The organism is Actinoalloteichus fjordicus (assembly GCF_001941625.1).
Taxonomy (GTDB): domain Bacteria; phylum Actinomycetota; class Actinomycetes; order Mycobacteriales; family Pseudonocardiaceae; genus Actinoalloteichus_A; species Actinoalloteichus_A fjordicus.
On the sequence record NZ_CP016076.1, the window covers coordinates 1,950,262 to 1,974,249 of the forward strand.

The 23,988-nt window shown below is 71.1% G+C and carries 16 protein-coding genes; 8 read left to right on the top strand and 8 right to left on the bottom strand.

The window, feature by feature from the left end:
• Positions 1-179 precede the first annotated feature (179 nt).
• Positions 180-1,031 (top strand): sulfurtransferase, encoded by an 852-nt coding sequence (locus UA74_RS08835; protein ID WP_075743568.1) that lies wholly within the window; start codon positions 180-182, stop codon positions 1,029-1,031.
• A 581-nt stretch (positions 1,032-1,612) separates the two neighbouring features.
• On the opposite strand, the gene UA74_RS08840 is transcribed toward UA74_RS08835, so the two are convergent.
• Positions 1,613-2,254, bottom strand: coding sequence for a hypothetical protein (locus UA74_RS08840; RefSeq protein WP_198042970.1), 642 nt, complete (start codon positions 2,252-2,254; stop codon positions 1,613-1,615).
• Between the two features lie 296 nt (positions 2,255-2,550).
• On the opposite strand from UA74_RS08840, the gene UA74_RS08845 reads away from it, so the two are divergent.
• Together UA74_RS08845 and UA74_RS08850 are read left to right on the top strand one after the other, a co-directional pair.
• The gene (locus tag UA74_RS08845) at positions 2,551-3,762 is read left to right on the top strand and encodes an acetoin utilization protein AcuC (RefSeq protein WP_075739834.1); all 1,212 of its coding nucleotides are present in this window, start codon (positions 2,551-2,553) and stop codon (positions 3,760-3,762) included.
• 482 nt (positions 3,763-4,244) lie between these two features.
• Entirely contained in the window at positions 4,245-7,019 is a 2,775-nt protein-coding gene (locus UA74_RS08850) for a bifunctional acetate--CoA ligase family protein/GNAT family N-acetyltransferase (protein WP_075739835.1), read from the top strand.
• A 132-nt stretch (positions 7,020-7,151) separates the two neighbouring features.
• Here the strand turns inward: UA74_RS08850 and UA74_RS08855 are convergent, their stop codons facing one another.
• A complete protein-coding gene (locus UA74_RS08855; protein WP_075739836.1) occupies positions 7,152-7,619 on the bottom strand; it encodes a MarR family winged helix-turn-helix transcriptional regulator in 468 nt (155 codons plus the stop codon).
• 60 nt (positions 7,620-7,679) lie between these two features.
• On the opposite strand from UA74_RS08855, the gene UA74_RS08860 reads away from it, so the two are divergent.
• Entirely contained in the window at positions 7,680-8,105 is a 426-nt protein-coding gene (locus UA74_RS08860; RefSeq protein WP_075739837.1) for a MarR family winged helix-turn-helix transcriptional regulator, read from the top strand.
• Positions 8,106-8,187: 82 nt separating this feature from the next.
• On the opposite strand, the gene UA74_RS08865 is transcribed toward UA74_RS08860, so the two are convergent.
• Together UA74_RS08865 and UA74_RS08870 are read right to left on the bottom strand one after the other, a co-directional pair.
• Positions 8,188-9,492: a HAMP domain-containing sensor histidine kinase gene (locus UA74_RS08865; RefSeq protein WP_075764206.1), complete on the bottom strand. Its 1,305-nt coding sequence runs from the start codon at positions 9,490-9,492 to the stop codon at positions 8,188-8,190.
• A gap of 10 nt (positions 9,493-9,502) precedes the next feature.
• On the bottom strand, positions 9,503-10,186 hold the full coding sequence (locus UA74_RS08870) for a response regulator transcription factor (protein ID WP_075739839.1): 684 nt from the start codon (positions 10,184-10,186) through the stop codon (positions 9,503-9,505).
• 205 nt (positions 10,187-10,391) lie between these two features.
• Between UA74_RS08870 and UA74_RS08875 the strand changes: the two genes are divergently transcribed.
• Positions 10,392-10,940, top strand: a complete 549-nt coding sequence (locus UA74_RS08875) for a hypothetical protein (protein WP_075739840.1) — start codon at positions 10,392-10,394, stop codon at positions 10,938-10,940.
• A 64-nt stretch (positions 10,941-11,004) separates the two neighbouring features.
• Here UA74_RS08875 and UA74_RS08880 read toward each other — a convergent pair whose 3' ends face one another.
• The 4 genes from UA74_RS08880 to UA74_RS08900 form a co-directional block, all read right to left on the bottom strand.
• Positions 11,005-12,426, bottom strand: a complete 1,422-nt coding sequence (locus tag UA74_RS08880) for a GntT/GntP/DsdX family permease (protein WP_083683039.1) — start codon at positions 12,424-12,426, stop codon at positions 11,005-11,007.
• Entirely contained in the window at positions 12,423-12,968 is a 546-nt protein-coding gene (locus UA74_RS08885; RefSeq protein ID WP_075739841.1) for a gluconokinase, read from the bottom strand. The genes UA74_RS08880 and UA74_RS08885 overlap by 4 nt, the downstream gene beginning before the upstream one ends.
• Positions 12,969-13,467: 499 nt before the next feature.
• A complete protein-coding gene (locus tag UA74_RS08895) occupies positions 13,468-15,621 on the bottom strand; it encodes a GmrSD restriction endonuclease domain-containing protein (protein WP_075764210.1) in 2,154 nt (717 codons plus the stop codon).
• Positions 15,622-15,855: 234 nt separating this feature from the next.
• Positions 15,856-19,338, bottom strand: a complete 3,483-nt coding sequence (locus UA74_RS08900; protein ID WP_157442195.1) for a DUF4132 domain-containing protein — start codon at positions 19,336-19,338, stop codon at positions 15,856-15,858.
• 303 nt (positions 19,339-19,641) lie between these two features.
• Between UA74_RS08900 and ffh the strand changes: the two genes are divergently transcribed.
• From ffh to UA74_RS33420, 3 genes are all read left to right on the top strand, one after another.
• Positions 19,642-21,222, top strand: a complete 1,581-nt coding sequence (gene ffh / locus UA74_RS08905; RefSeq protein ID WP_075739844.1) for a signal recognition particle protein — start codon at positions 19,642-19,644, stop codon at positions 21,220-21,222.
• A complete protein-coding gene (locus UA74_RS08910; protein ID WP_232237684.1) occupies positions 21,219-22,358 on the top strand; it encodes an amidohydrolase family protein in 1,140 nt (379 codons plus the stop codon). Before ffh ends, UA74_RS08910 begins: the two co-directional genes overlap by 4 nt.
• Before the next feature lie 62 nt (positions 22,359-22,420).
• Complete coding sequence (locus UA74_RS33420; RefSeq protein ID WP_232237685.1) at positions 22,421-23,812, top strand: CPBP family intramembrane glutamic endopeptidase; 1,392 nt, start codon at positions 22,421-22,423, stop codon at positions 23,810-23,812.
• Positions 23,813-23,988 lie beyond the last annotated feature (176 nt).

The window sequence follows — 23,988 nt, forward strand, 5'->3', positions numbered from 1 at the left end:
GGTCTGTTCCTCCGTCACCACCCCGCCCCGACTGCTTCGCGCGTGCCGTGGATCGCGACGCATGACGAGGGACGGCTGTCCTCCGTCTTCATCGTAGGGGCGGGTGCCGACCGGCTCGGCCCGATACACAGGCGTGGCGAGGTGGACCTGTGCGGTCCCGTTCCGCGAAGATGTCGAGCGTGCAGCCGTTGGTGAGTACCGAGGAACTGGCCGAGGCGATGGCGGGCGAGAACCCGCCGGTGCTGGTGGACGTGCGCTGGGCATTGACGGGGCCGCCCGGCCGCCTCGCCTACCAGGCGGGTCACCTGCCCGACGCGGTCTTCCTGGATCTCGACCGCGATCTCGCCGCCCCACCGGGGTCCGGGGGGAGACACCCACTTCCCGCCGCCGAGGACCTCCAGGCCGTGCTGCGGTCCGCCGGGATCAGCGCAGGCCGCCGGGTGGTCGCCTACGACGCCGCCGACGGCTCGGTGGCCGCGCGGGCTTGGTGGCTGTTGCGCTGGGCGGGGCATGACCAGGTCTCGGTGCTGGACGGCGGGTTCGCCGCCTGGACGGCCGAGGGACGCGAGGTGACCGCCGTCGTTCCCGACCCCGCGCCGGGCGACATCGTGGTTCGGGCGGGGAGCCTGCCGGTGCTCGACGCCGCCGGTGCCGAGGAGCTCACCGAGCGCGGCGTGCTCTTGGACGCGCGAGCGCCACAGCGCTATCGCGGCGAGGTCGAGCCGGTGGATGCCAGGCCCGGCCACGTGCCTGGTGCGCGGAACGCCCCGTTCGCCGAGCACCTCGACGAGTCGGGTCGCTGGCGTTCTCCCGCCGAGCTGGCCGAGCACTTCGCCGCCTTGGGCGTCACCGGCACCACGCCGGTCGGTGCCTACTGCGGATCAGGGGTGACCGCCTGCTCGGTGCTGCTGGCGCTGGAGACTGCGGGACTCAGCGCCCCCGACCGGCCTGCCGCCCTCTACGCGGGTTCCTGGTCGGAATGGGCGGGGCAGCCGCAGCGCCCGGCAGCGTTGGGGGAGTCGCCCCGCTGACATCGCCTTTCGCCGCAGCCGACCGCATCGACGCCGTGGCAGGTGCCGGGCGAGCCGGAACGTCGCCCGCGTCCGAGGACGTGGCGGGTCTGATGCGGTCGGTGGGACCTGGGCGGCCCGGACCGGCCCAGGAGTCGGGCTGGAAACGAGCGTGGGCAGCGAACGCGCAGCCGGTCGGCAGAACCGACCGTCCGGGCGGGGACACCGGCCGGTGCGCATGGCGCAGCGGTCCTGCCGTACCGAGCGGGGCTGACGGTTCAGCTGACCGGCCGGGCGTTTCCGGGCGGTCAGCCGTTCGTTCACCTGCGGGAAGGGCGAGGTCGGCCGACGGTGACGCCTCCGACGGCGATCACGAACACGCCGTCATCGAGGTGTCGGCCGACGCGGGCGCCGCCGTCGGGGGTTGGTCGGTGTCCAACGCGGTGTCGGTCGAGGCCCGACCAGGCGGACCACGCCGACGACGGGACGGAGCCCGAGCACGTCAACTGTGCTCGACCCGTGACGCGCGAATCACGAGGTGGTTCCGACCGCGAACGATCGCGGTCGGAACCGGTGCACCGTAGAACCGCAGTAGTCGACGATCAGGCTGCCGGAACCGCGTCGTAGACGAGCTGAAGCATCGCCTCGGCCTCCGGGCAGAGGTCCCGCTCGACAGTCCCCCAGGTGTCGAGGTCGACGTAGATCGTGTTGAGGAGCACCGAGGGGTCCTCATTGACGACGACGCCGACCTCGCAACGACCCTCGGTGACCAGGCGGTAACCAGGGCGTCCCAGGATCTCCGTTGGCTCCTCTTCCTCGCTCGTCACGTCCTCGCCCCAGTAGGTGGCCCCGAAGCCGAGGTAGTTGAGGGAGGTCCCGTCCAGGTCGATGGAATAGGAGCAGATCGTCGTGTAGTCGCTGGGGTCGGTCACGCTCGGCGAGCCGACGGCTGCCTCGATCTCGGCGACGTCCACCAGGTCGCAGTAGCCCGGGACGGCCTCGGGACTCTTCGCATCGCCGCCACCGCTGCCACCGCCGTCCGCGGTCGGGGTGGTGGGGTCCGGGATCGGGATCGTCGGTGTGGTGGCCTCGTCGCCTCCCGAGCCCGAATCGTCTTCGCTGGTCTGCGAGCCGCCCGCGCCGGGTGCGGGAGACGCGGTGCCTGCCACCGGCGTGGCACACGCTCCTAAGCCGAGAACGAGCAGAACGGCGCTGATCGCGGTGGTCAGGCTTCGCTGAGACATGGCGCGCATACCTTTCAGACGGGCGCCGAGCATATTCGGTTTCACGACGTCTGGAGCGAACTCCGTCGAGCTGATCACCGGATTCGGCACCGTGGGTGACCTCGCCGAACCGCAGCGGCAGGCAGGATCGCTGAGACGGTAGCCGACGACCCCGTCACCTCACATGCCGATCGGCGAACTCCGACCCAGCGTGGCCGAGGATGAGCGCTTCGCGACGGCGCAGGCTCGCCTGTCGCCTGCCTGGGAGCGCATGATCTCGCCGTCGTATCTCGCACAGAGCGGGGTACGGTCGGCCGGTGGCGTCGGCGGCGATCGTGTGGGACGAGAATCTGCTCGGATACGACATGGGCGAGTCCCATCCCCTCACCCCGGTCCGACTCGACCTGACGATGCGGTTGGCGCGTGAGCTGGGCGTTCTCGACGGGATCTCCCTCGTTCGGCCCGTCCCCGCCGACGAGACGCTGCTTGCCGCGATTCACGACCGCGAGTATCTCGCCGCCGTGCGTGCCGCCTCCGCGATCGACACAGAGCCCGCATCCGAACTCCCCTCCCGATTCGGCCTCGGCACGGTGGACAATCCGATCTTCCCCGACATGCACGAGTCGTCGGCGCTGATCGCGGGCGCCTCGGTCGCCGCGGCCAGGGAGATCGTCGAGGGCCGCGTCGACCGCGCCGTGAACATCGCGGGCGGGCTGCATCACGCCATGGCCGATCGCGCGGCGGGATTCTGCGTCTACAACGACTGCGTGGCCGCCATCGCGTGGCTCCTCGATCAGGGGCTGGAGCGCATCGCCTACCTGGACGTGGACGTGCACCACGGTGACGGGGTCCAGGCCGCGTTTCAGTACGACCCGCGCGTGCTCACGATGTCTGTTCACCAGCATCCGATGACACTGTGGCCGGGGACGGGCGGTCCTGCCGACGTGGGCGGTCCCGGCGCCGAGGGCCGGGCGGTGAACCTGGCCCTGCCGCCGGGGACCGACGACGCGGGCTGGCAGCGGGCCTTCCATGCGGTGGTGCCGTCGTTGCTCGCGGCGTTCGAACCTCAGCTGCTCGTCACGCAGTGCGGTGTCGACACTCACCGGGAGGACCCGTTGGCGGACCTGGCGTTGACCGTCGACGGCCACCGGGCGATCTATCGGACGCTGCGCGACCTGGCGGAGACGCACGCGGGGGGACGTTGGCTGGCCCTCGGCGGCGGCGGATACTCGCCGTTCCGCGTGGTGCCGAGGTCCTGGACCCACCTGCTTGCAGTGCTGTTGGACCGCGACCTCGCCCCGGAGACGACGATTCCCGCCGGGTGGCGTGCCCATGCCGCACGGCTCGCGCCGCCGGACACACCCATCCCCGTCTCGATGAGCGATGACGGGCATGGCGACGCGTCCGGAGACGCGGGCTTCCCTGCGTGGGACGGCGAGGTGTCCCATCGGGTCGACCGTGCTCTGCTGGCCACGCGTCGGGCAGTGTTCCCCCTGTTCGGACTGGACCCGGAGGACCGACGGGACTGAGGGGTCCTGCCGACTCGGGCAACCCGAGGCCGGTCTCCTCGGATGCGCGCGGGCCGAGGATCTCCAGCCCGTCCGGAGGGGCCAGCCGCCTTGTTCGGGAATCAGGACGCGGCGCCGGTCCGACGCCGTCGTGGGCTCGCCGACGGCAGGCGATGCGGCGCAGAATCGTGTCGTCGAGGTATCGCCGATCCGCGGCCCGGGCAGGAGTGATGGTGCGGTCCTCGCTGTTCCACGGGCCGCCCGTGGCGGTCGCGCGGGGTCGGAGATGTTGGCGACCCGCCGTCGCCGTGCCACGGTGGTGGCCGGGGCGGGCGGCGGGCAGCTCGCGGGCGCTGCGGTGGCGCGGCGCTGGTGCGGCTGGCCGAGCGTGGCTGGATGCGTGATCCGCCGCGCTGGTGGGGCGGTGCCGGACGCGCCGTGCGTGCGGCGATGCCTGCCGCGTCGCCACCCGCGCGGCGGCCGACGAGGGAGGGCAGCGGCTGATGGAGTCCGAGTCCGGGAGACGAGAGGTGCCGCAGGCGGCGCCGGGAGCACCTCGACACTGGGCGGCCGACGTCGTGCTCAGCGACGGCGGAACCGTGCACCTCCGGCCGCTGGAACCCGAGGACGGACCCCTGCTGGTGGCGCTGCACTCGCGGATGAGCGAGCGGACCCGCTATCTGCGTTACTTCGGCGCCTACCCCCGGATGCCCGCCTCGGACGTCCGGCGCTTCAGCACGGTCGACCACGACGAGCGAGTCGCGTTCGGCGCCCTGCTCGGCGACGACATCGTCGCCGTCGGCCGCTACGACCGACTGCCGGGCAGTGCCTCGGCGGAGGTGGCGTTCGTCGTCGAGGACGATCACCAGGGGCGCGGCCTCGGCTCGATCCTGCTGGAGCATCTGGCCGCCGCCGCGAGGGAGCGCGGCCTGCGCGGCTTCGAGGCCGAGGTCCTCGCGGAGAACGTCCAGATGGTCTCGGTGTTCCGCGAGGCGGGGTACTTGGTGCGCCGTGAGCTGGCGGAAGGGGTCCTGCACCTGGAGTTCACCATCGATCCGACCGAACGGTCCGTGGCGGTCGTCAGGGCTCGTGAGCAGGCAGCCGAGGCCCGCAGCGTGCACAACCTGCTGTATCCCAGGTCGGTTGCGGTGATCGGTGCCTCCACCGATCACGCGAAGATCGGTCACGCGGTGCTGACGAATCTGCTCGCGGCGGACTTCGCCGGGCCGGTCTATCCGGTCAATCCGGAGCACCGCTCGGTCCGGGGAGTCCGGGCCTACCCGTCCGTGGTGGACATCCCGGACGAGGTCGATCTCGCGGTGGTGGCGGTGCCCGCCGCGCGGATGGACGAGGTGCTCGACGGCTGCCTGGCCAAGGGCGTGAAGGCGCTCGTGGTGATCAGCGCGGGCTTCGGCGAGACCGGGCAGGACGGCCTGGGCGCGGAGCGGCGGCTGGTCCGCGCGGCTCGGGCCCACGGCATGCGTGTGGTCGGCCCGAATGCCCTCGGTGTGGTCAACAACGACGTCGGGGTCCGATTGAACGCGACGTTGGCGCCCGGACTGCCCAGGGTGGGGCGGGTCGGCTTCTTCTGTCAATCCGGCGCGCTGGGCACCGCGATCCTCGCCACGGCCGCAGGGCGGGGGCTGGGCCTGTCGACCTTCGTCTCGGCGGGCAATCGTGCCGACGTGTCGGGCAACGACCTGCTCCAGTACTGGCAGACCGACCCGGGCACCGACGTGGTGCTGCTCTATCTCGAGTCCTTCGGCAATCCCCGCAAGTTCGCGCGGCTGGCCCGCAGACTCGGCCGAACCAAGCCGATCGTGGCGGTGAAGTCTGGCCGACACTCCGGGCCGCCCGCGTTGGCGGCGACGTCGGTGCCGGTGGACGAGACCAGCGTCGCAGCCCTGTTCGAGCAGTCGGGGGTGATCCGGGTGGAGACGCTGGCCCAGCTCTTCGACACAGCTCTCGTCCTGTCGAATCAGCCGCTGCCCGCAGGCGACCGGGTGGCCGTCGTCGGCAATTCCACCGCGCTCGGCCTGCTCGCCGCCGACGTCGCACTGGCCGAGGGCCTGCAACTCGCGGGCGGCCCGGTGGACGTCGGCGCCGCCGCCACGCCGGAGCAGTTCGCAGCCGCGGTGCGCGCGGCGATCGGCTCTCCCGAGGTCGACGCACTGGTGGCGGTGTTCGTCCCGCCCATCGCGGTGCCGGGCAGCGCCTACGCCCGTGCCCTGCGCGAGGTGGTGTCCGAGCCGCCCGGCGGTACGCGCAAGCCCGTCGTCTCGACGTTCCTCGCGGTGGAGGGCATCCCGGACGAGCTGGCCGTGCTCGGTCCGGACGGCTCGCCGGGTCGAGGCTCGGTGCCGTCGTATCCGAGCCCGGAACGCGCGGTGGCCGCCCTCGCCAGGGCCGCTCGCCATGCCCGCTGGCGGTCGGCGCCGCAGGGCGAGCCCCGCAGGCAGACAGGCCTCGAGACCGACCGGGCCGCCGCTCTCGTCGACGCCTGGCGAACGCAGGCAGGTCCGGAACAGGCCACGGGCGCCGGGCCGCGTTCCGATGCGGCGCCGACCACACCGGTGGCGGCGGGCTCCACCACTCGCCCCGGTCCCGGCATTGTGACGTTGTCGGACAGCCGGGTGCGCGAGCTGTTGGGCTGCTACGGCATCGAGGTGGTGCCGTTCACCCTGGTCGGGTCGATCGCGGAGGCGCTGGATGCCGCAGACGAGCTGGGCTTTCCCGTGGCATTGAAGAGCGCCGACCCGCGCCTGCGGCATCGGCCGGACCTGGTCGGCGTTCGGCTCGGCCTCGGCGGCCGGAGCGCGGTGCGCGCGGCGTATCAGAGCCTGCGGGCGGTGTCCCCGGACTCCGGGGTGTACGTGCAGCGGATGGCACCGGCCGGCGTGTCCTGTGTGATCGGGTTACAGGACGACCCCTCCTTCGGCACGCTGCTGTCCTTCGGGCTGTCCGGAATCGCGAGCGATCTCCTCGGCGACCTGGTCTACCGGGCGGTGCCGCTGACCGACGTGGACGTCGAGTCGGTGATCCGCGAGCCGAAGGCCGCGCCGCTGCTCACGGGATACCGGGGCGGCGAGCCGTCCGATCTGGTCGCCCTCGCCGACCTGGTCTCCCGTGTCTCCGCACTCGCCGAGGACGTGCAGTCCGTCCGTGCGCTGTCCCTGGAACCGGTGCTGTCCTCGGCGTCGGGCGCCTTCGTCGCGGGGGCTCGGATCGTGCTCGGCCCGGAGCCGACCTCGGATCTGGGGCCGCGCCGTCTTCGGTGATCTCGCTCGGCCGGGTCGACCTGCGATGGGGAGCACACCCGCCAGGCACCGGACTCGGCGACTGCGCGGCAGGCGGGGCCGTACGAGTCGGGCCCGGCGCCGCGTGGCCGCTCCGGCTGCGGGCCGGTACGGCTACGGAGCGGGCACGGTGGGCAGTCTGCCGACGAACGTGGTCAACAGTCGGGCGAAGTCGGCCTGTTCCTGCGGGCTGAAGTCGGCCATCGCGGCGGCCAGGACGCTCTGGCGAAACCGATGCGCGACGACAGAAGCCGCCTGCCCTTCGGCCGTGCGCATCAGCACGGTGCGTCGCCCGTCCCGTTGATCGGCCTCGCGGCGCAGCAGACCGGCCGTGACCAGGTCGGCGACCAGCCTGCTGGCCCTCGGCTGGTCGACGGCCAGCGCCGACGCGACGCCGGTGACGCCGATCTGTCGTCCGTCCAGCTCGGCGGCCTCGACGGCATCGAGCACCTCGAAGCCCGCAGTGTTCGTCGGTATGCCGCCCGCACCGCTGCGGCCCGCGAGCCGCCCGATCATCCGGCGGCTCTGCATTCTTCGGATGATCACCATGGCCCGTTCGACGGCCGCTACCTGCTCGTTCACCGGCCCCCATCACATATCATCGTGCAACTAGTTGTCAGATTACAATAAAAGGGGACCGTGATGGACGAGGCACGAACGCCGATCGGCTTCTGGCTCAAACACCTGGATCAGCTCATCGAGGCCGGGCTGGATGACGCGCTGGCGACGGCGAACGTGACTCGGCGTCAGTGGCAGGTGCTCTCCACCCTGCGGGCCAGGCCGAGGGAAACGGCGGAACTGCTGGTCGAACTGCGGCCCTTCGCCACCGTCGTCGAGGCCCATGACCTCCTCGACGACTTGACCGACCGCGGCTGGATCGCCGACGAGGCGGACCGCTGGACGATCACCGCCGACGGCGTCGCCGTCTGGAGCGCGGCTGCCGAACACGCCCATGAGTTCCGACGCGTGTCCTCCTCGGGAGTGACCGAGGAGGACTACCGGACGACGCTGCGAGTGCTGCGCCGGATGGCGGGGAACATCGCCGGGCGCGACGTCTCGTCGTCGTGACGCCAGGCCTCGGCGCCCCTTCCATCTCAGACGAGACCGGGACCGATCCGACAGCGGATCGGTACAGGCAGACTCGTGGTGATCAGTCGGTCGGCGGCCCCAGGTCGAGGGTGATCTGAGCGCCGCCCCAGGCCGAGACTCCGAGGCTCAGCGTCCCGCCGGAGGCCGAGGCGGTACGTCGAGCGATGTCCAGACCTAGTCCGGTGGAGCCCGCACCGCTGGCGCCGCGTCGCAGCGGGCCGGTGTCGCCGTTCGTCGACTCGGCGAAGCCCGGCCCGGCATCGGCGACGACGAGCCGGGCACCGCCGGTGGGCCAGGCGAGCAGCCGGACCGCGATGGCGCTGCCGTCGGGGGTGTGTGCGAAGACGTTGCCCAGCAGTGCGTCGACGCAGGCAGCCAGGTCTGCCTCGATGAGGCGGACCGGCACTGGTCCCAGGGCCAGATCCAGTTCCACCGGCCGCTCGGTGTCCTCGGCGAGGACGGACCAGAACTGCACGCGATCCCGTACCACTGCCGCGGCGTCGCAGGAGGTCGGCAGCGGATGGACTCCCGTCTCGACGGCTCGCCTCCTGGCGTCGCCGATGATCTCGCTGACCGCGCGCTCCAGTTCGGCCACCGATGCGCTGATCCGCCGGGCCTCCGCCGGATCGTTCAGCCCTTCGGCTTCCAGCTTCATCGAGGTCAGCGGGGTGCGTAGCCGATGAGAGAGATCCGCGACGGTCTCCCGCTCCTCTCGTAGCAGCTCCTTGATCCGGCTCGCGAGATGGTTGAGCCCGCCCGCCACCTCGCGCAACTCCTGCGGGCCTTCCGGCGTGGCCCGTGCGTCCATCTCACCGGCCGCGAGCCGGTGGGAGACGTCGGCGAGCCTGCGGGTCGGACGGACCAGGGAGTGGGCCATCCGGTCGGAGACCAGCACGCTGACCGCCATCAGCGCGACGCCGAGCAGGAGCAGGATCAACCAGGACCGGGTGACTCCTCGGCCCATCTCCTCGGTCGTCACCAGCGTGCGGATCACCGCGGTGCGGCCGTCCGCGTCGACGGTGGCGAAGAGGATCTCTCGCCCCTCGGGGGTCTCGGCCGACAGGCTCTGGCCCAACATGGCCAGCTCGACCGCATCCGTGGGTGCCGCCTGTTCGCCGACGACCGTGCCGTCGGGTAGGAACACGCTGACCGGCCGGTCCGCCAGGCCGTTGGTTCGCATCCCCCGGTCCAGCGATTCGGCATCGCTGTTGGCCACCACCCAGATCAACGACTGCGCCTCCACCGTCGCCGCGTGCACCGCGCGGTCCTCGGCGAAGGTGCGGATCAACAGTGCGAGCGGGATCAGGAATGCCACCAGGACGAGTGAGGTGGTGGTCCCCACCAGGATCGCCAGTCGACGTCTCATCGGGGTCTCCTCATCCCTGCGGGGCGGCGAGTTTCACGCCGACCCCGCGCACGGTGTGCAGATAACGCGCGTTCTGGGCTGTCTCGCCGAGTTTCCGGCGCAGCCAGGACAGGTGGACGTCCACCGTCTTGTCCGCTCCGCCGTAGGGCACCTGCCAGACCTCGGTCAGCAGCTCGCGCTTGCTGACCACCTCGCCCGCGCGGGTCGCCAGGTAGTGCAGCAGGTCGAACTCGCGCGGGGTCAGCTCCAGTCGTCTCCCGTCGAGTTCGACCTCCCTGGCCCTGGCATTGACCCGCAGGCCGCCGACGGTCACCGTCGGGTCCTCGTCCTCTTCGCTGCCCCTGCGCAGCACGGCCCGGACGCGCGCGTCGAGCTGACCTGCCCCGAAGGGCTTGGTGAGGTAGTCGTCGGCTCCCGCATCGAGTGCGGCGATGATCTCGGTCTCGTCGTCGCGGGCCGTGGCCACGATCACCGGGACCCGGCTGACCGCCCGCAGCATCCGCAGCATCTCGCGACCGTCCATGTCCGGCAGCCCCAGGTCGAGCACGACGAGGTCGGGGCGATCGGCGACGGCCTGCGACAGGCCGTCCATCGCGGTCCTGGCCGAGGCCACGGCATGTCCGCGCTCGGTCAACGCACGCGTCAGCGCGGTGCGAATCGTCGCGTCGTCCTCGATCAGCAGTAGATGAGCCACCCGGGAACGCTAACCGAGGATCTCGGCTCCGCGGACGGCCCGGACAAGCCCTAAGCCCGCCTTAGCCGCGTGTTAACCCTCGACGATCACGGCCGCGTCGATCGCCGATCGAATCGGCTGACGCCGGGCGGAGACGAGTCGAGCCGAGGAGAGCGCTAGGCAGGCCTTAGTGTCGTCTTAACCATCTCCGAGCCAAGGTGACGACATGACCGAGGAGCGACCCGCACAGGGCAGGACGGCGTTGGGCATCGTGGGCTGGACGGTGGCCGCAGTGGTGGCGACCGGAGTCGGCGTCGCCGCCCTGAGCGCCATCGGCGCGGGAATCACCGAGTCGGTGATTCGTCCGCTGAGCCAGTCCGAGGTCCAGGGGCGACTCGCTGCGGCGGCTGCCGCCGGAAACGCCGACGATCCTGGGGGGCCCGGCGCGCCGCCCGCGACGTCCGACGGTCCGTCGGAGTCGCCGTCGCCGCCGAGCGAGCCGACGTCGCCTGCCGAGGACGTCTCGCCGCCCAGCCCGGAGCTGATCGAGACCGACGGCGGCATGGTGACCGCTCGGTGCGGGGACGCCGACGACGTGCTGCTGGTGACGCAGACTCCCGCGCAGGGATTCTCGGTCGACATCGAGCGGGAGGACGATGACGATGAGCCTGTGGGCGCCGTCACGGTGCAGTTTGAGTCCGAGGAGCTCGACGTCGAGGTGCTGTTGAGCTGTTCCGGCGGGGTGCTCTCGCACCGGACGTCCATCGACGACTGAGCACGGGCAGGCGGCCGGGGCACCCTGCCCCGGCCGCGCCGCCGCGCCGACCTCGATGCTCCGGCTAGACCACCAGATCCAGCAGCAGCAGACAGACCAGGGCGAAGACCGAGATGATGGTCTCCATCACCGACCAGGTTTTGATCGTCTGCCCGACGGTCATCCCGAAGTACTCCTTGACCATCCAGAACCCGGTGTCGTTGACGTGCGAGAAGAACAACGAGCCCGCGCCGATCGCCAGCGCGAGCAGCGCGCCCTGCGCCGGGTCCAGGCCTGCGGCCAACGGCGCGACGATCCCGGCCGCCGAGATGGTCGCCACCGTCGCCGAACCGGTGGCCAGGCGGATTCCCACCGCGATGAGCCAGCCGAGCATGAGCGGCGAGAGTGCGGCGTCCTGGCCATATCGGGTGATGATGTCGGCGACTCCGGACTGCACCAGGGTCTCCTTGAAACCGCCGCCTGCGCCGGTGATGAGCAGGATGCCCGCGATCGGTCCCAGCGAGGCACCGAAGACATCGGTGATTCGTTCCCGACCGAAGCCCGCGCCCCGACCCAGGGTGAACATCGCCACCAGGGTCGCCACGAGCAGCGCGACCAGCGGGGTGCCGAGGAAGTCCAGCCCGGTACGGACGGTGCTGCCCTCCGTCAGCCAGATCTCTCCGATGGCCTTGCCCAGCATCAGCACCACCGGCAGCAGCACCGTGATCAGCGTCGCGGTGAAGCCGGGCCTGCGGGCCGGTGCCTCGCCGTCGGCCGTGTCGGTGGCCGAGCGGGGCAGCAGATGGGCAGGCGGGCTCACCTGAACCCAGCGGGCGGCGTAGCGGGCGAACAGCGGTCCCGCGACGGCCACCGTTGGCAGCGAGACCAAGAGCCCGAATCCCAGGGTCAGCCCCAGATCCACTTCCAGGCTGTCGATGGCGATCAGCGGGCCCGGATGCGGCGGGACCAGTCCGTGCAGCACGGACAGGCCTGCCAGCGCGGAGATGCCGATCAGCATCAGGGGCTGCCCGCTGCGCTGCGCGGACAGCAGGACCACCGGGATCAGCAGCACGACGCCGACCTCGAAGAACATCGGCAGTCCGATGATCACCGCGACCAGCGCGATCGCCCAGGGCAGGGCACGTGCTCCGGTCCGGCCGAGGATGGTGTCCACGATCCGGTCCGCGCCGCCGGAGTCGGCGAGGAGTCTGCCCAGCATCGCGCCGAGGGCGATCAGCGCTCCGACGCCGCCGATCGTGCTGCCCAGCCCCGCGCTGAACGTCTCGACGATCTCGGCGACGGGCATGGCGGCGATGAATCCGAGCGCGCCTGCGCCCAGGGTCAGCGCCAGGAACGGATGGACCTTGAGCCAGGTGATCAAGACGACGATCACCGCGATCCCGACGAGGGCCGCGGTGACCAGCCGGGTGTCGTGCCCGGTCCACGGGCCGCCGCCCTGCGCTAAGAGATCGGCGTGTGCCGTCAAGGCGTTCACTGCCGGATTCATGTCAGATCGGCCTCCCTACGTCCTGCGGCCTTCAGCGCCGCGAGGGAACGGTCGACGATCACCTCGGCATCCTCGGAGACGTCCGCGGTGTAGCCCACTTCGTCGGACTCCAGCGGTTCGAGGTCGGCGAACTGGGAGTCCAGCAGCGAGGCGGGCATGAAGTGGCCGGTGCGGCCGGCCAGTCGATCGGAGATCACCTCGCGGCTGCCTGCCAGATGCAGGAACCACACGCCGTCGTTGCCGGTCCGCAGCAGGTCACGGTAGGAGCGCTTCAAGGCAGAGCAGGTCACGACCCCGCTGACGTCTGCCCGTTCCTGCTCGCTGATCCACGCGGCGATGGACCGCAGCCACGGCAGCCGGTCCTCGTCGTTCAGCGGGACGCCGGACTCCATCTTCGCGATGTTCTCCGGCGGATGGAACTCGTCTGCCTCCGAGTAGGTCACTCCGAGACGTTCGGCAAGAGATCGAGCGATCGTGGTCTTGCCGGAACCGGACACGCCCATGACCACCACGATGGTCGAGGACCGCTCCCTTGCGGACATCCGTGCTCCTCACTCTGGCTGCCGGGTGCGCGGAGACGCCACACCCCAAGCAGTCTCCTCGATCAGCCGGGCGCGACACCAGAGCGGCGGCGAGACTTCGCCCAGCACCGGCGAGACGGCCCGGACTCCGTCGACCCCGCCCGCCCCGACGGCGGTCGAGTGTCGCGACCCGAGCGTGACAGAGTCGGGCATCGTCGACCGGACGGCGGCCCGCCCGGCGAGTCGACCCTGCGCCCCGGGTGTCTCCGCCGTCGAACCCGGGCCGGACGACGGTCCGGGCGGGCGAGTCTCGGTCGGGTCGCGGGTCGACTCTGCTGCCGGGCGGCCGGGCTTCTGCCTGCGGTAGCAGCGGGAACAGCCTCGGACGACACAGCAGGAACGTGCGTGGACCGAGCCGGGTCGAGACCCGCCCCGACCCGCCTGCGGGCGTCCCGACCACGTCGACGGTCCACCACCCGGTGCTCGACGGCAGGCCCGCCTGCACCTGGTCGAGGCCGCTCTACTCCATCAGACCCTGTTGCAGCGCGTCGCGCCGCAGATCGGAGAGCAGGGTGCCCGTGGCGTCCGAGCCCGCCCGCCAGAAGTCCCAGCCGTTGCAGGCCTTGACGTTCAGCGCGACCGCAGCCGCCCGGGACACCGAGTCGAAGGTCTGCCCGCTGGGCAGCCGGATTCGGCCGCCCTCGGTGACTCGCGCGGTGTAGGTGTGCTTCTTCCGGTGGCCGTAGAGCTCGGTGCCGTCCTCGATCATCCCGGCCTCGATGAGGTCGGCGATCTCCACGCCGTACCGCGCTTTGCGTCGGCTGCGCTTCACGGTGGCCCGGTTAGGCGGGGTGTTCTCCGGCCGCAGCCCCAGCAGTTCGGGGCGCCAGATCAGCTCGCACAGCCGCCGGTACAGGCGCTGCCGGATCTGGATGGCATCCAGCCCGAAGTGATCCGGCCAGGGACGGAACACCTCGCTGAGGTCGTGCTCGGCCACGAACCGGGCGAACTCGGGCTCGGCGGCCAGCGTCTCGGGATGCAACGAGGCCGCGAGGAGATTCTGCTCGCGGTAGTGGTCGATCTTCGTCGTGTGCTCGTCGGGGAGCCGATCCCCGGCGGGGAGCAGCAGCAGCGCGCCCAGCCGTTCCCGGAAGTCCTCGAACGCCTCGGTCGTCATGATCTCGGCTTGGTAGCGCGGAAAGGCGCGCGGCCAGACGTGCTCGATCTCCCAGGGCTGCGGATCGTCGAGGTAGACGGCGATCAGGTCGGGACGGCCCGACGCGACCTCCACGAACGACGTCAGCCTGGCGAGCACGTAGCGCACCTGAGCCCAGTTGCCCGGCTGGAGACTGAGCCGGTCCACGCCGGAGAAGTCGTCGGGCAGCGTGGCCGCCTCGGCCTCCAGGAGCCCGGTGAGTCCCTCCAGGCCCTCGGCGCTGCGCAGCCGCACGGTCAGCTCGTCGACCTCCGGGCGCACCTGGTGGGGCAGCAGGCTTCGGTTGTTGACGATCTTCAGTGTGGTGGCCAGATCGAGGTAGCCCGCGATGCGCCTGCTCTTCTCCTCGAAGACCTCGTCGGAGTCGTCGGGGCGCAGCGCGGACAGGATCGGCGGCAGGGGGTCGACGACCTCCAGCCGTGCGGTGTGGAAGACGGCCTCCATCCCGTGGACGAGCATCGCCGCAGCGTCCTTCAGCGCGCTGTACTGCCTGCTCAGCGGAACGAGGAAGTACTCGACGAAGGCCCGGAAGTCGTCCGCGGTCCGCAGCTCCAGCCGAGCCTCGTTCTTGCGTACCCACTCGTGGAAGCCACGGTCGATCTCCACCGGGTCGGTGCTGTCGGCGTCGAACGCCGCGAACTTCGCGATCAGCACGGCCTTGACGAACTCGCTCGGCGTGTCCACACCGTGCCGGGACAACTCGGCGATCATCCGGCGCCAGAGGTCGTTCAACTGGCGTCTGCCGGTCTCGGCCCTGGCGAGCAGATAGCTCTTGAGCAGGTCGACCGGGCTCAGCCGGGCGCCCCGGTTGTTCATCGTCTCGAAGATCTCCCAGCCGTGCTCCCGGTCGAGCGCGTCGATGGAGACCAGACAGACCCGGTCGAGCAGCCAGTCGTGGAAGAACGGCAGCGCCTCGTCACGCAGACTCGCGGGGAAGTCCTCCTCGATGTCGCGGGCCCGCTCGTACAGGTTGCGCACCGACAGACTGGCATCGGCGCTCAGTGTGTGAGCGAGGCCGCGCAGGAACGCGTTCAGCACCTCGTTGCGTTCCGGGATGTCGATGTTGAAGGTCGTCTCGCCGTGCCGGGTGCTGTAGATCATCGGGTCGAGACCCTTGGCGTCCTGATCGAGATCCTGTTCCTCCAGCAGCCTGCGGAGGTAGACGACGATCAGATGCAGCGTCGTGAGACGTTGTTGTCCGTCGACGAGGAATGCGGCATCCGGGGTCTGATAGCACACGATCGGACCAAGGAAGTAGGGCGCGTATCCGATGGTCTCTCGGCGCGAGTGCGTCGGCCGCCACTCCCGGATGAACCGCCGCTCCAGATCCTGGAGCAGCGCGACGACGTCCTTACGGGACCAGCTGTATTCCCGCTGGTAGTAGTCCAGTTTGTACTTCTTGTTGCTCAGGAGTTCCTGGACCGTGGCCCCTCGGCCCTCCACCGGACTCTGCGCCACCGCGACCCCTCCGAAACCATTGTGATCTCGACGACGGAGTGTAATCGAAGAGATCGTCGGCTCCCTCGATGGAGTGACGCAGTCGTGCGGTGCTTCTCTCGTCGTCCTCGAAGACCCCCGCCCGCATCAGCCTCGCCCCAGGAGGAACAACACGATTCCCGAAGGGACGATCAACAGCAGTTCGACGGAGCACGCCGCGAAGGTCCGGGCGGCTCGTCCCCACGGATCTCCGTCTCATCGAGTCGCCCCCTCCGTCAGCCACAGCAGGTCGTCCCGGGCGATCGACCAGGCTTCGTCGGCAGGCTCGCCGATCGTCGTCGTCGCCACCGTCCGCCAGGGGTCGTCGACGGGGCCTGCGATCCGGATGTCCCGCAGTCGATATCGGGACGAGCCGTTCTCCGCCAGGAAGCCGGGGCTCACCTCGACGACCACGGCGTGAGCAGCGGAGATCGGATGGAAGATTGTTGCGGCGCGGTCCTGCTGATCGCGAGCGCCCTGACGCCAGCTCAGCGCGAGCAGCCGACGCAGGGCGGCCTCGGTGACGGTTCCGCCCGCGGCGGGCAGCGGGTCGGCGGTTGGATCATCCGGACGTGTGAGGTACGACGCCCTGCCCAGCTGTGGGATCGGCTGAATGATCTCGTAGTCGGCGAACAGCGCCGACCAGCGGTGCAGATCCGAGCCCAGCCGCAGCGGATGCGGCAGTTCGATGAGCGCCGAGGGCGCAGGCGTGACGGTGTCGTCGTTCACGTCGGCGAACGAACCGTCCTCGGCGATGCGGAACGCCGCCGGGGCCGAACGACCGGGTTCCTGCGCCGTCCAGACCAGACCCTGCGCCAACCTGCCCAGCAGCGGGTGCTCTACCCAGCGCCGTCGGAACTCGGCGCTGCTCCACGTCCTGCCGTGACGCAGCGCGCGCTCCAACAGCACGGCGCTCTCCTCAGCCACCTGCGCGAGTCGATCCGCCAGTGCGGCGAGCCAGGGAGGCTCGGCGGCACCTCTGGCAGCAGACGCCCCGCCGCCGTGCTCAGTACTGTCGTCCCCGCCGGGCGAGACCCGCCTGCCGACCGGTCGGCCACTCGAGCCTGCGGCGCCGTCCACCGAGGCCGGGGCGGGCGACCTGCCGATCTCGGCTCCGAAGTCGCACTGCCCGGCGGGCTCGGTCCGGTCGTCGATGACGGCGGGCACGAGGCCCTGCTCCACGACCACGGTGACTCGACGCCCCGCAGCCTCGACCGGCCGGACCCCGCCTGGAGCGAAGCCGAGATCCGGCGTGATGCTCTCCAACGCCTGGTCGACGGTCATGCCCCGTCGGGCGGCGAGTGCGACGAGCTGGTCGCGGGCACGGGATCGGATCACGACGGACCGTGTCGTGTCGACGATGCGCCGGAGCTGCTCGACTGCGGCGTCCGAGCCCAGTTCCGCGAGGGCGTCGATCGCGAGGCCCGCCCGCTCGTCCCGACGGGAGACCAGTTCTCCGAGCTGCCGCGCCGTCTCGTCGTCGCCCAGCACGGCCTGCGCCCGCAGCACCCAGTCCGTGCCGGGCACGCCGGCGCCGTGCCGGTGCGAGTGCCAGAACAACGCCATGCCGAACTCCGCGAGCGACGTCGGGTCGCACCGGGCGCGGAGGACTGCGATGCCCGGATCTCGCCTGCCGGAGTGCGACCGAGCCAGCATCCGCAGCAGCCGGTCCACGACCGGATCGGGCAGGACGCTCGCCTGATCGCGCAGGAGGACCGACGGCAGTGCCTCGGCGGCCGTCCAGCCGTGGATCTCCGAACGTCGGCGTGGTGCGCGAGCTTCCTCCGACAGGGAGTCGGTGATCGGGTCCGCGCGGTCGCCATGCCGGGCGGCGACGTCGAACACCACCTGCGGGCCTGCGACCTCGACCAGCGCCCGGAGCGCGTCGACGGCCGATGCTCGCCGGGCGGGGTGCGGATGACCGCCTGCCTGGACGATCAGCAGATCCGCCGCCGCAGTCGGGTGTCTGGTCAGCCAGTTCAGTCCGATCCACCGGGCAGGGTGTCTGCGCAGCCACAGCGCTGCCGACGCGGCCACCCCGGGATGGACGACCGGCAGCAACGCCGCCGCCGTCCGCTCCGGTCTCCGCCGTACCGCCGAGAAGAGCAGCGGCAGGGTGGCCAGGCCGTGTCGTGCGACGATCGGCCGCAGCCGCCTGCGATGGTTCAGAAACAGCGGTGGTCGCCAGTGGGCGAGAAGGCAGCCGGTGATCTCGGCGGGTGCCTCGGCGAACATCCGGAACTGCTCCTCGAGCGTCAGCTCCCCTGCCGAGAAGGCGGCGGCGACGGCGGTCCAGTCGTCGTGGCGCAGCCACGGCGCCGGGTTCGCGCTCCGCTGCTCCGCCGCCCAGTCCTCTCGTTCGCCCGGCAGCCAGGACATCGCGGGCTCGACCGACGAGACGAGGCCCGGAACGGGAGTGGGAAGCCAAGGCCTCGCGCTCCGGGGCGGCGGCTCGACGAGCCGATTCGGTCGGCGCGACACCGTCACCTTGGTGACACGTTCGACGGCGGCACGATGGTCTGCGGGCAGTTGGGGCACCAGCGTCCGGGCGAGGTCGGGTCGATCGGCGACGTGCTCGCGTAACAGTCGCCGGGCAAGGTGCCCCGCCGGATCGGCGGAGTCCTTCGCCGAGGCTGCGGCCAGCAGTCGCAGACCCGCCGCCGGTATCCGGCGTAGCGCCGTGCGGACCAGGCCGGGCACCGGAGCATCGCCGAGCAGCGGCAGGAGCGCGGCGATCGACTCCTCGGTCGCGAACCAGGCCAGCATCTCCGACATCGGTTGTCGACCGGCCGGGAGGTCAGAGCGTTCCAGCAACTCGCGCAGGAACGGCGTCAGCGCGGACCCCATCCCGTCGGCGGCGGTGCAGAGGACCTCCGGCCGTCGCAGCGGCGAGTCGCCTCGGACGGCCGCGCCGAGCACCGTGGTCAGCTGTGCCGCCGTGGACACGGACCTGATCAGCGCGTCGACCGCCTTCTTGGACAGGCCCTTCTCCGCGCAGTCGGCCGCCACCCAGTCCTGTCTGGTCGGCACGAGGAACGAGGAGACGACCCGGCCTGCGAGAGTGCTTCGATATTCGGTCAAGGCCGTCGTCGCATCGGCATATACCTGCGCGGGGGCCACGGCCAGCAGCGCCCGCACCCGACGCGTGATCGGCTCGCAGCTCGGGCTGAACGCCGCTCCGCCGTCGCCGGTCAGCACCAGTCGAAGCGGCTGCCGCCACTCGGCGCGCCACGGCCTCGCCCAGAACCCGTTCAACTCCGCGACCGCCCGCGCCGCGAAGACCAGTCCCTCCGTCTCCACCCAGGCATCGGCGAGGCAGGCCAGACCGGCAGACTCCCCGAGGTCGAACGCGGTCGCCGCGGCCAGCACCGCCGCGCTGGCAGGCGTGGACTCCCCGGCCAAGTGGGCGTGCGCCGCCGTAGACAACGACGGGCCCCTCGGGTTGCGCTGCGACGGTGCGAGCATCCGGCGAATACTCGGCGGCGGCGTGAGCAGTCGCACCACGGCGCCCGCGTCCCGGCGAGGTGCCCGTACCTGTCGCCACCCGCCGCCCCGACGCGGGTCAATGTGCCTGCCCCACTCCGGCGGGACGGACGTCGCCGCCGCATCGGAGGGCTCGTTCGCGGACCTGATGTGGTGTCTCCACTCTTCGACGACGCTGCCGTCGTGCCTGCTGATCTTCGTCGCAGCCCACCACACCGTCCGACGGCGCGTCCCGAGCCGTGCGCCGCCCCCCGAGTGACCGCGTCGCCTGCTCGCCCGAGGGCGTCGTCTCGCCGGGCGCGGAGCCTGGGGTGGCCTGGCGGCACGGCTGCCTCGCGACGGGAGAATCGCCCGTGCCGACGAACGGCGGACGGCCCGGCTCACGACCTGTCACACACGCCGTGACGACCGTGCGCCACGACGGGCGGTCTCGGGCGGCTACCCTCGCAGGGAGCAATGCCAACCGGGTGAGGCCTGCCCCCGTGGGCCTTCCCGACGAGTCCTGGAGCCTGAGACCTCGTGTTCGACACTCTCTCCGATCGTCTCACCTCGGTTCTGAAGAACCTGCGGGGCAAGGGACGACTGTCCGACGCCGACATCGACGCGACCTGCCGCGAGATCCGGATCGCACTGCTGGAGGCCGACGTCGCGCTTCCGGTGGTCAGGGCGTTCATCGCCCAGATCAAGGAACGCGCCAAGGGCGCCGAGGTCTCCCAGGCGCTGAACCCGGCCCAGCAGGTCGTCAAGATCGTCGACGAAGAGCTGGTGGGCATCCTCGGCGGGGAGACCCGCCGGCTGAACCTGGCGAAGAACCCGCCGTCGGTGATCCTGCTCGCGGGCCTCCAGGGCGCGGGAAAGACGACTCTGGCGGGCAAGCTCGCCAAGTGGCTGCGCGGCCAGGGACACACGCCGCTGCTGGTGGCCTGTGACCTCCAGCGCCCGAACGCGGTCACCCAGCTGCAGGTGGTCGGTGAACGGGCGGGCGTCCCGGTGTTCGCTCCGGAGCCGGGCAACGGCGTGGGTGACCCGGTCGAGGTGGCCAGGCAGTCGATCGCGGAGGCCGAGCGGTCCCAGTACGACATCGTGCTGGTGGACACCGCCGGTCGTCTCGGCGTCGACGAGGAGTTGATGCGGCAGGCTTCGAACATCCGTGACGCCGTCACGCCGGACGAGATCCTCTTCGTCCTGGACGCGATGGTCGGTCAGGACGCGGTGAACACCGCCGAGGCGTTCCGGGACGGCGTCGGCTTCACCGGCGTGGTGCTGACCAAGCTCGACGGTGATGCCCGAGGCGGCGCCGCGCTGTCCGTTCGGCACGTCACCGGCCAGCCCATCCTCTTCGCCTCCAACGGGGAGAAGCTGGAGGACTTCGACGTCTTCCACCCCGACCGGATGGCCAGCCGGATCCTCGGCATGGGCGACGTCCTCAGCCTGATCGAACAGGCCGAGCAGCACTTCGACCAGGAACAGGCGGAGAAGGCGGCCCAGAAGATCGGCTCCGGCGAGCTGACGCTGGAGGACTTCCTGGAGCAGATGCTCGCCATCCGCAAGATGGGCCCGATCGCCAACCTGCTCGGGATGCTGCCGGGCGCGGGGCAGATGAAGGACCAGCTCGCGGACTTCGACGAGAAGAGCCTCGACCGGATGCAGGCCATCATCCGAGGCATGACGCCTGCGGAGCGCGCCGATCCGAAGATGATCAATGCGTCGCGGCGACTGCGGATCTCTCGCGGCTCTGGTGTCGCGGTCAGCGACGTCAACGACCTGGTCACCCGCTTCTTCGACGCCCGCAAGATGATGCAGCAGATGGCAGGCCGGTTCGGCATGCCAGGGGTGGGCGGCGGCGGCAGCGGCCGCAAGGGCAAGGGTAAGAAGGGCAAGAAGGGCAAGGGGCGCGGCCCGACGCCGCCCAAGGTGCGGGGCGGGATGCCCGGCTTCCCGGGCGGTTTCCCCGGTGGGATGCCCGGCGGCTTTCCCGGCGGCCCGCAGGGTGGTGGCACCCCGCAGATCCCGCCGGGCCTGGCAGGCATGGACCAGCTGCCGCCCGGCTTCGACCCGAGCAGGCTGACCTTCGGCGACAACAAAAAGAAGAAGAAGTGACGCAGGCGTCGCCCGCCCTGCATCTCACCGGCGTCACCCTGCCCGACGGGGTCACCCGCGACCTGTGGGTCTCGGCGGGCCGCATCAGCGTCGACCCGGTCCCGGACGCTCGGCCGCTCCCCGGCGGTTGGCTGGTTCCCGGCCTGGTCGACGCGCACTGCCATATCGGGATCGATCCGACCGGCCCGGTCCCGGTGGCGGAGGCCGCTCGGCAGGCCGAGATCGAACGCGACGCCGGCGTCCTGCTGGTCCGCGACTGCGGTGTTCCGGTGGACACCCGGCCGCTACAGGCCCGGGACGACCTCCCGCGCATCATCCGGTCCGGCAGGCATCTGGCCAGGCGCAGGCGCTACCTGCGTGACCTCGGCCTGGAACTCGACGACCCGGCAGAGCTGCCTGCCGCCGTCGCGGCGCAGGCCGCCGAGGGCGACGGCTGGGTCAAACTCGTCGGCGACTGGATCGACCGGGAGGCAGGCGACCTGGCACCGCTGTGGCCCGACGACGTCCTTGCCGAGGCCGTCGCGGTCGCCCATCGGGCGGGGGCCCGCGTCAACGCCCACGTCTTCGGGGAGGACGCGCTGCCCGGTCTCCTCGCGGCAGGCGTCGACTGCATCGAGCACGGCACCGGACTCACCGACGACACCATCGACCAGATGGCTCGGCAGGGCACCGCCCTGGTGCCGACTCTGATCAACACCGCCGAATTCCTCACGATCGCCGACTCGGCAGGCCGGTTCCCGCGCTATGCGGCGCACATGCGTGCGCTGCACGCACGCAGGCTGTCGACTGTCGCGGCGGCGGCCGAGGCGGGCGTGCCCGTCTTCGCCGGGACCGACGCGGGCAGCTCGGCGGGCGAGGGCATCGGGCACGGGCGGATCGCCGACGAGGTGATCGCGTTGGCGGAGGCAGGCCTTTCCCGTGAACAGGCCCTCGGCGCGGCGAGCTGGGCGGCGCGCGACTGGCTCGGCTTCCCCGGGCTCGTCGACGGCGCGTCCGCCGATCTGGTCGTCTACGACGAGGATCCGAGGACCGATCTCGCGGTGCTGCGCTCGCCGAGGGACATCGTGTTACGCGGCGTGGTCCATCCGGGCGGCGGACGCTTCAAGACATCGACCCGGCGACCGAGCCGGGACTGATCGTGGACCGGCCGCAGGCCGGCGGGGGCGAACCGTCGAGGCGGCGGTCGGAAGGACAGGTTGTGGGCGAGGAACTTCCCAGGAGCACCGACGACCCCGACGACAGCCCGCAGGCTGAGCGTGCGCCCGACGCGGACGACGGGCCCGACGACCGGGCCGTGCCCGACGGGACGCCGGAACCCGAGGCGACGCCGGAGACCGCGTCCGGTACCGACTCGGGCGCTCGCGGCCCGAGCGGAGCTGCGGTGCCTGGTGACGGGCAGGACGTCTCGGGCGAGACCGTCGTCGGGACCGGGCAGGCCGGGGCAGGCGTGTCTACCCCGGCGAGTGGGCAGCAGGGCATGCCCCACCGGGCTGCCGCCGATCCCGCCGAGGATCGGCCCGCACCACCAGGTGCCCGCCCGCCTGGTCCGACGCCGATGCCGACCTTCTCCGGCGGCGGGCCCGGCGCTGCGCAGGGCTGGGCCCCCGGCCATCCGGTGGCCGTCGTTCCCGGCACGCCGCCGGGTGCGCCGTCCTTCACCGCTCCGCCGCCCTACCAGCCGACTCCCGTTGCGCAGACCTACCACGCGCAGCCCCCCGGCGCTCCGGGCCACGGGATGCCAGGAGCGGGCTTCGGCCCACCGGGCGGCGGCGTGCCTGCGGCGGGGCCCCCGTCCTGGGCGAGCTACCCGAGGCAGATGGGCGGCGTCCAGGACGGCTACGACCCCAGGCTGCACTCCCGATACTGGGAGGCCCAGCTGGAGGCGAGTGCCCGGAGCAGCCTGCACTGGGGCTTTCTGGCCTTCTTCCTCGGCTGGGGCGGCTACTACCTGACCGGCATGCTGCTGTCGGTCGTCATGGCGGGCCGGTTCGAGAACTTCGATCAGCTCGACCCGCCGCCGCTCGGCCCGCTGCTGCTTCTCTCCCTGCTGCCCAACCTGTTCCTCGGGCTCGGGCCTGCCGTGCTGTCGTGGTGGAAGGGCAGCGGACTGCGCAGGGACTTCGGCATCCTGCCGAAGTGGCGGGACGTGTGGGTCGGGCTGTCCTGTGGTGGTGCGGGCCTGCTCGGTGCATTCATCGTGGCGTTGATGGTGATGGGCAGCGCGGGCGAGAGCGGCGATGACAGTGCCATCAGCGGGATGGGCGCATTGTTCGAAGGCCAGGCGGTCTGGGTCTTCTGCCTCGCCTTGTTCATGTTCATCGGCGCGCCGCTCACCGAGGAACTACTGGTCCGGGGTGCACTCTGGGGTGCGCTGGAACATTTCAAGGTGCCCCGTTACGCGATTCTCCTGCTGACCACTTTCGTGTTCGCCCTGATTCACGAGGAGCCGATGCGAACCCCGATCCTTCTGGTCGGCGGGTTGGCCATGGGGATTGCTCGGATGATCACCGGCCGGGTCTCCGCCGCGATCATCGCGCATGCGACCTATAACTTCCTGCCAGCGTTGATCTTCTACACGCAGTTCTCCTGAGGCTCTTCCGAGGCCGCGCCGGTCGCCGTCGAATCACGGTGGCGACCGGCCTGCCTCGACCGCCCGAAATCGCACGCGCGGCCGTTTCTCACGCCTCTGTGGACTGCCCTCGGCCTGTCGAAACGGACTAGCCTCGACGAAGGGCACCGATTCGGACCGGGCACCCCGCGCGTGGG

What these genes read in the sequence shown, in the direction of transcription:
- UA74_RS08840 (WP_198042970.1), bottom strand. Translation starts at nt 2,254, where the DNA reads ATGTCTCAGCGAAGCCTGACCACCGCGATCAGCGCCGTTCTGCTCGTT.
- UA74_RS08850 (WP_075739835.1), top strand. Translation starts at nt 4,245, where the DNA reads ATGGAGTCCGAGTCCGGGAGACGAGAGGTGCCGCAGGCGGCGCCGGGA.
- UA74_RS08865 (WP_075764206.1), bottom strand. Translation starts at nt 9,492, where the DNA reads ATGAGACGTCGACTGGCGATCCTGGTGGGGACCACCACCTCACTCGTC.
- UA74_RS08880 (WP_083683039.1), bottom strand. Translation starts at nt 12,426, where the DNA reads ATGAATCCGGCAGTGAACGCCTTGACGGCACACGCCGATCTCTTAGCG.
- UA74_RS08875 (WP_075739840.1), top strand. Translation starts at nt 10,392, where the DNA reads ATGACCGAGGAGCGACCCGCACAGGGCAGGACGGCGTTGGGCATCGTG.
- UA74_RS08885 (WP_075739841.1), bottom strand. Translation starts at nt 12,968, where the DNA reads ATGTCCGCAAGGGAGCGGTCCTCGACCATCGTGGTGGTCATGGGCGTG.
- UA74_RS08860 (WP_075739837.1), top strand. Translation starts at nt 7,680, where the DNA reads ATGGACGAGGCACGAACGCCGATCGGCTTCTGGCTCAAACACCTGGAT.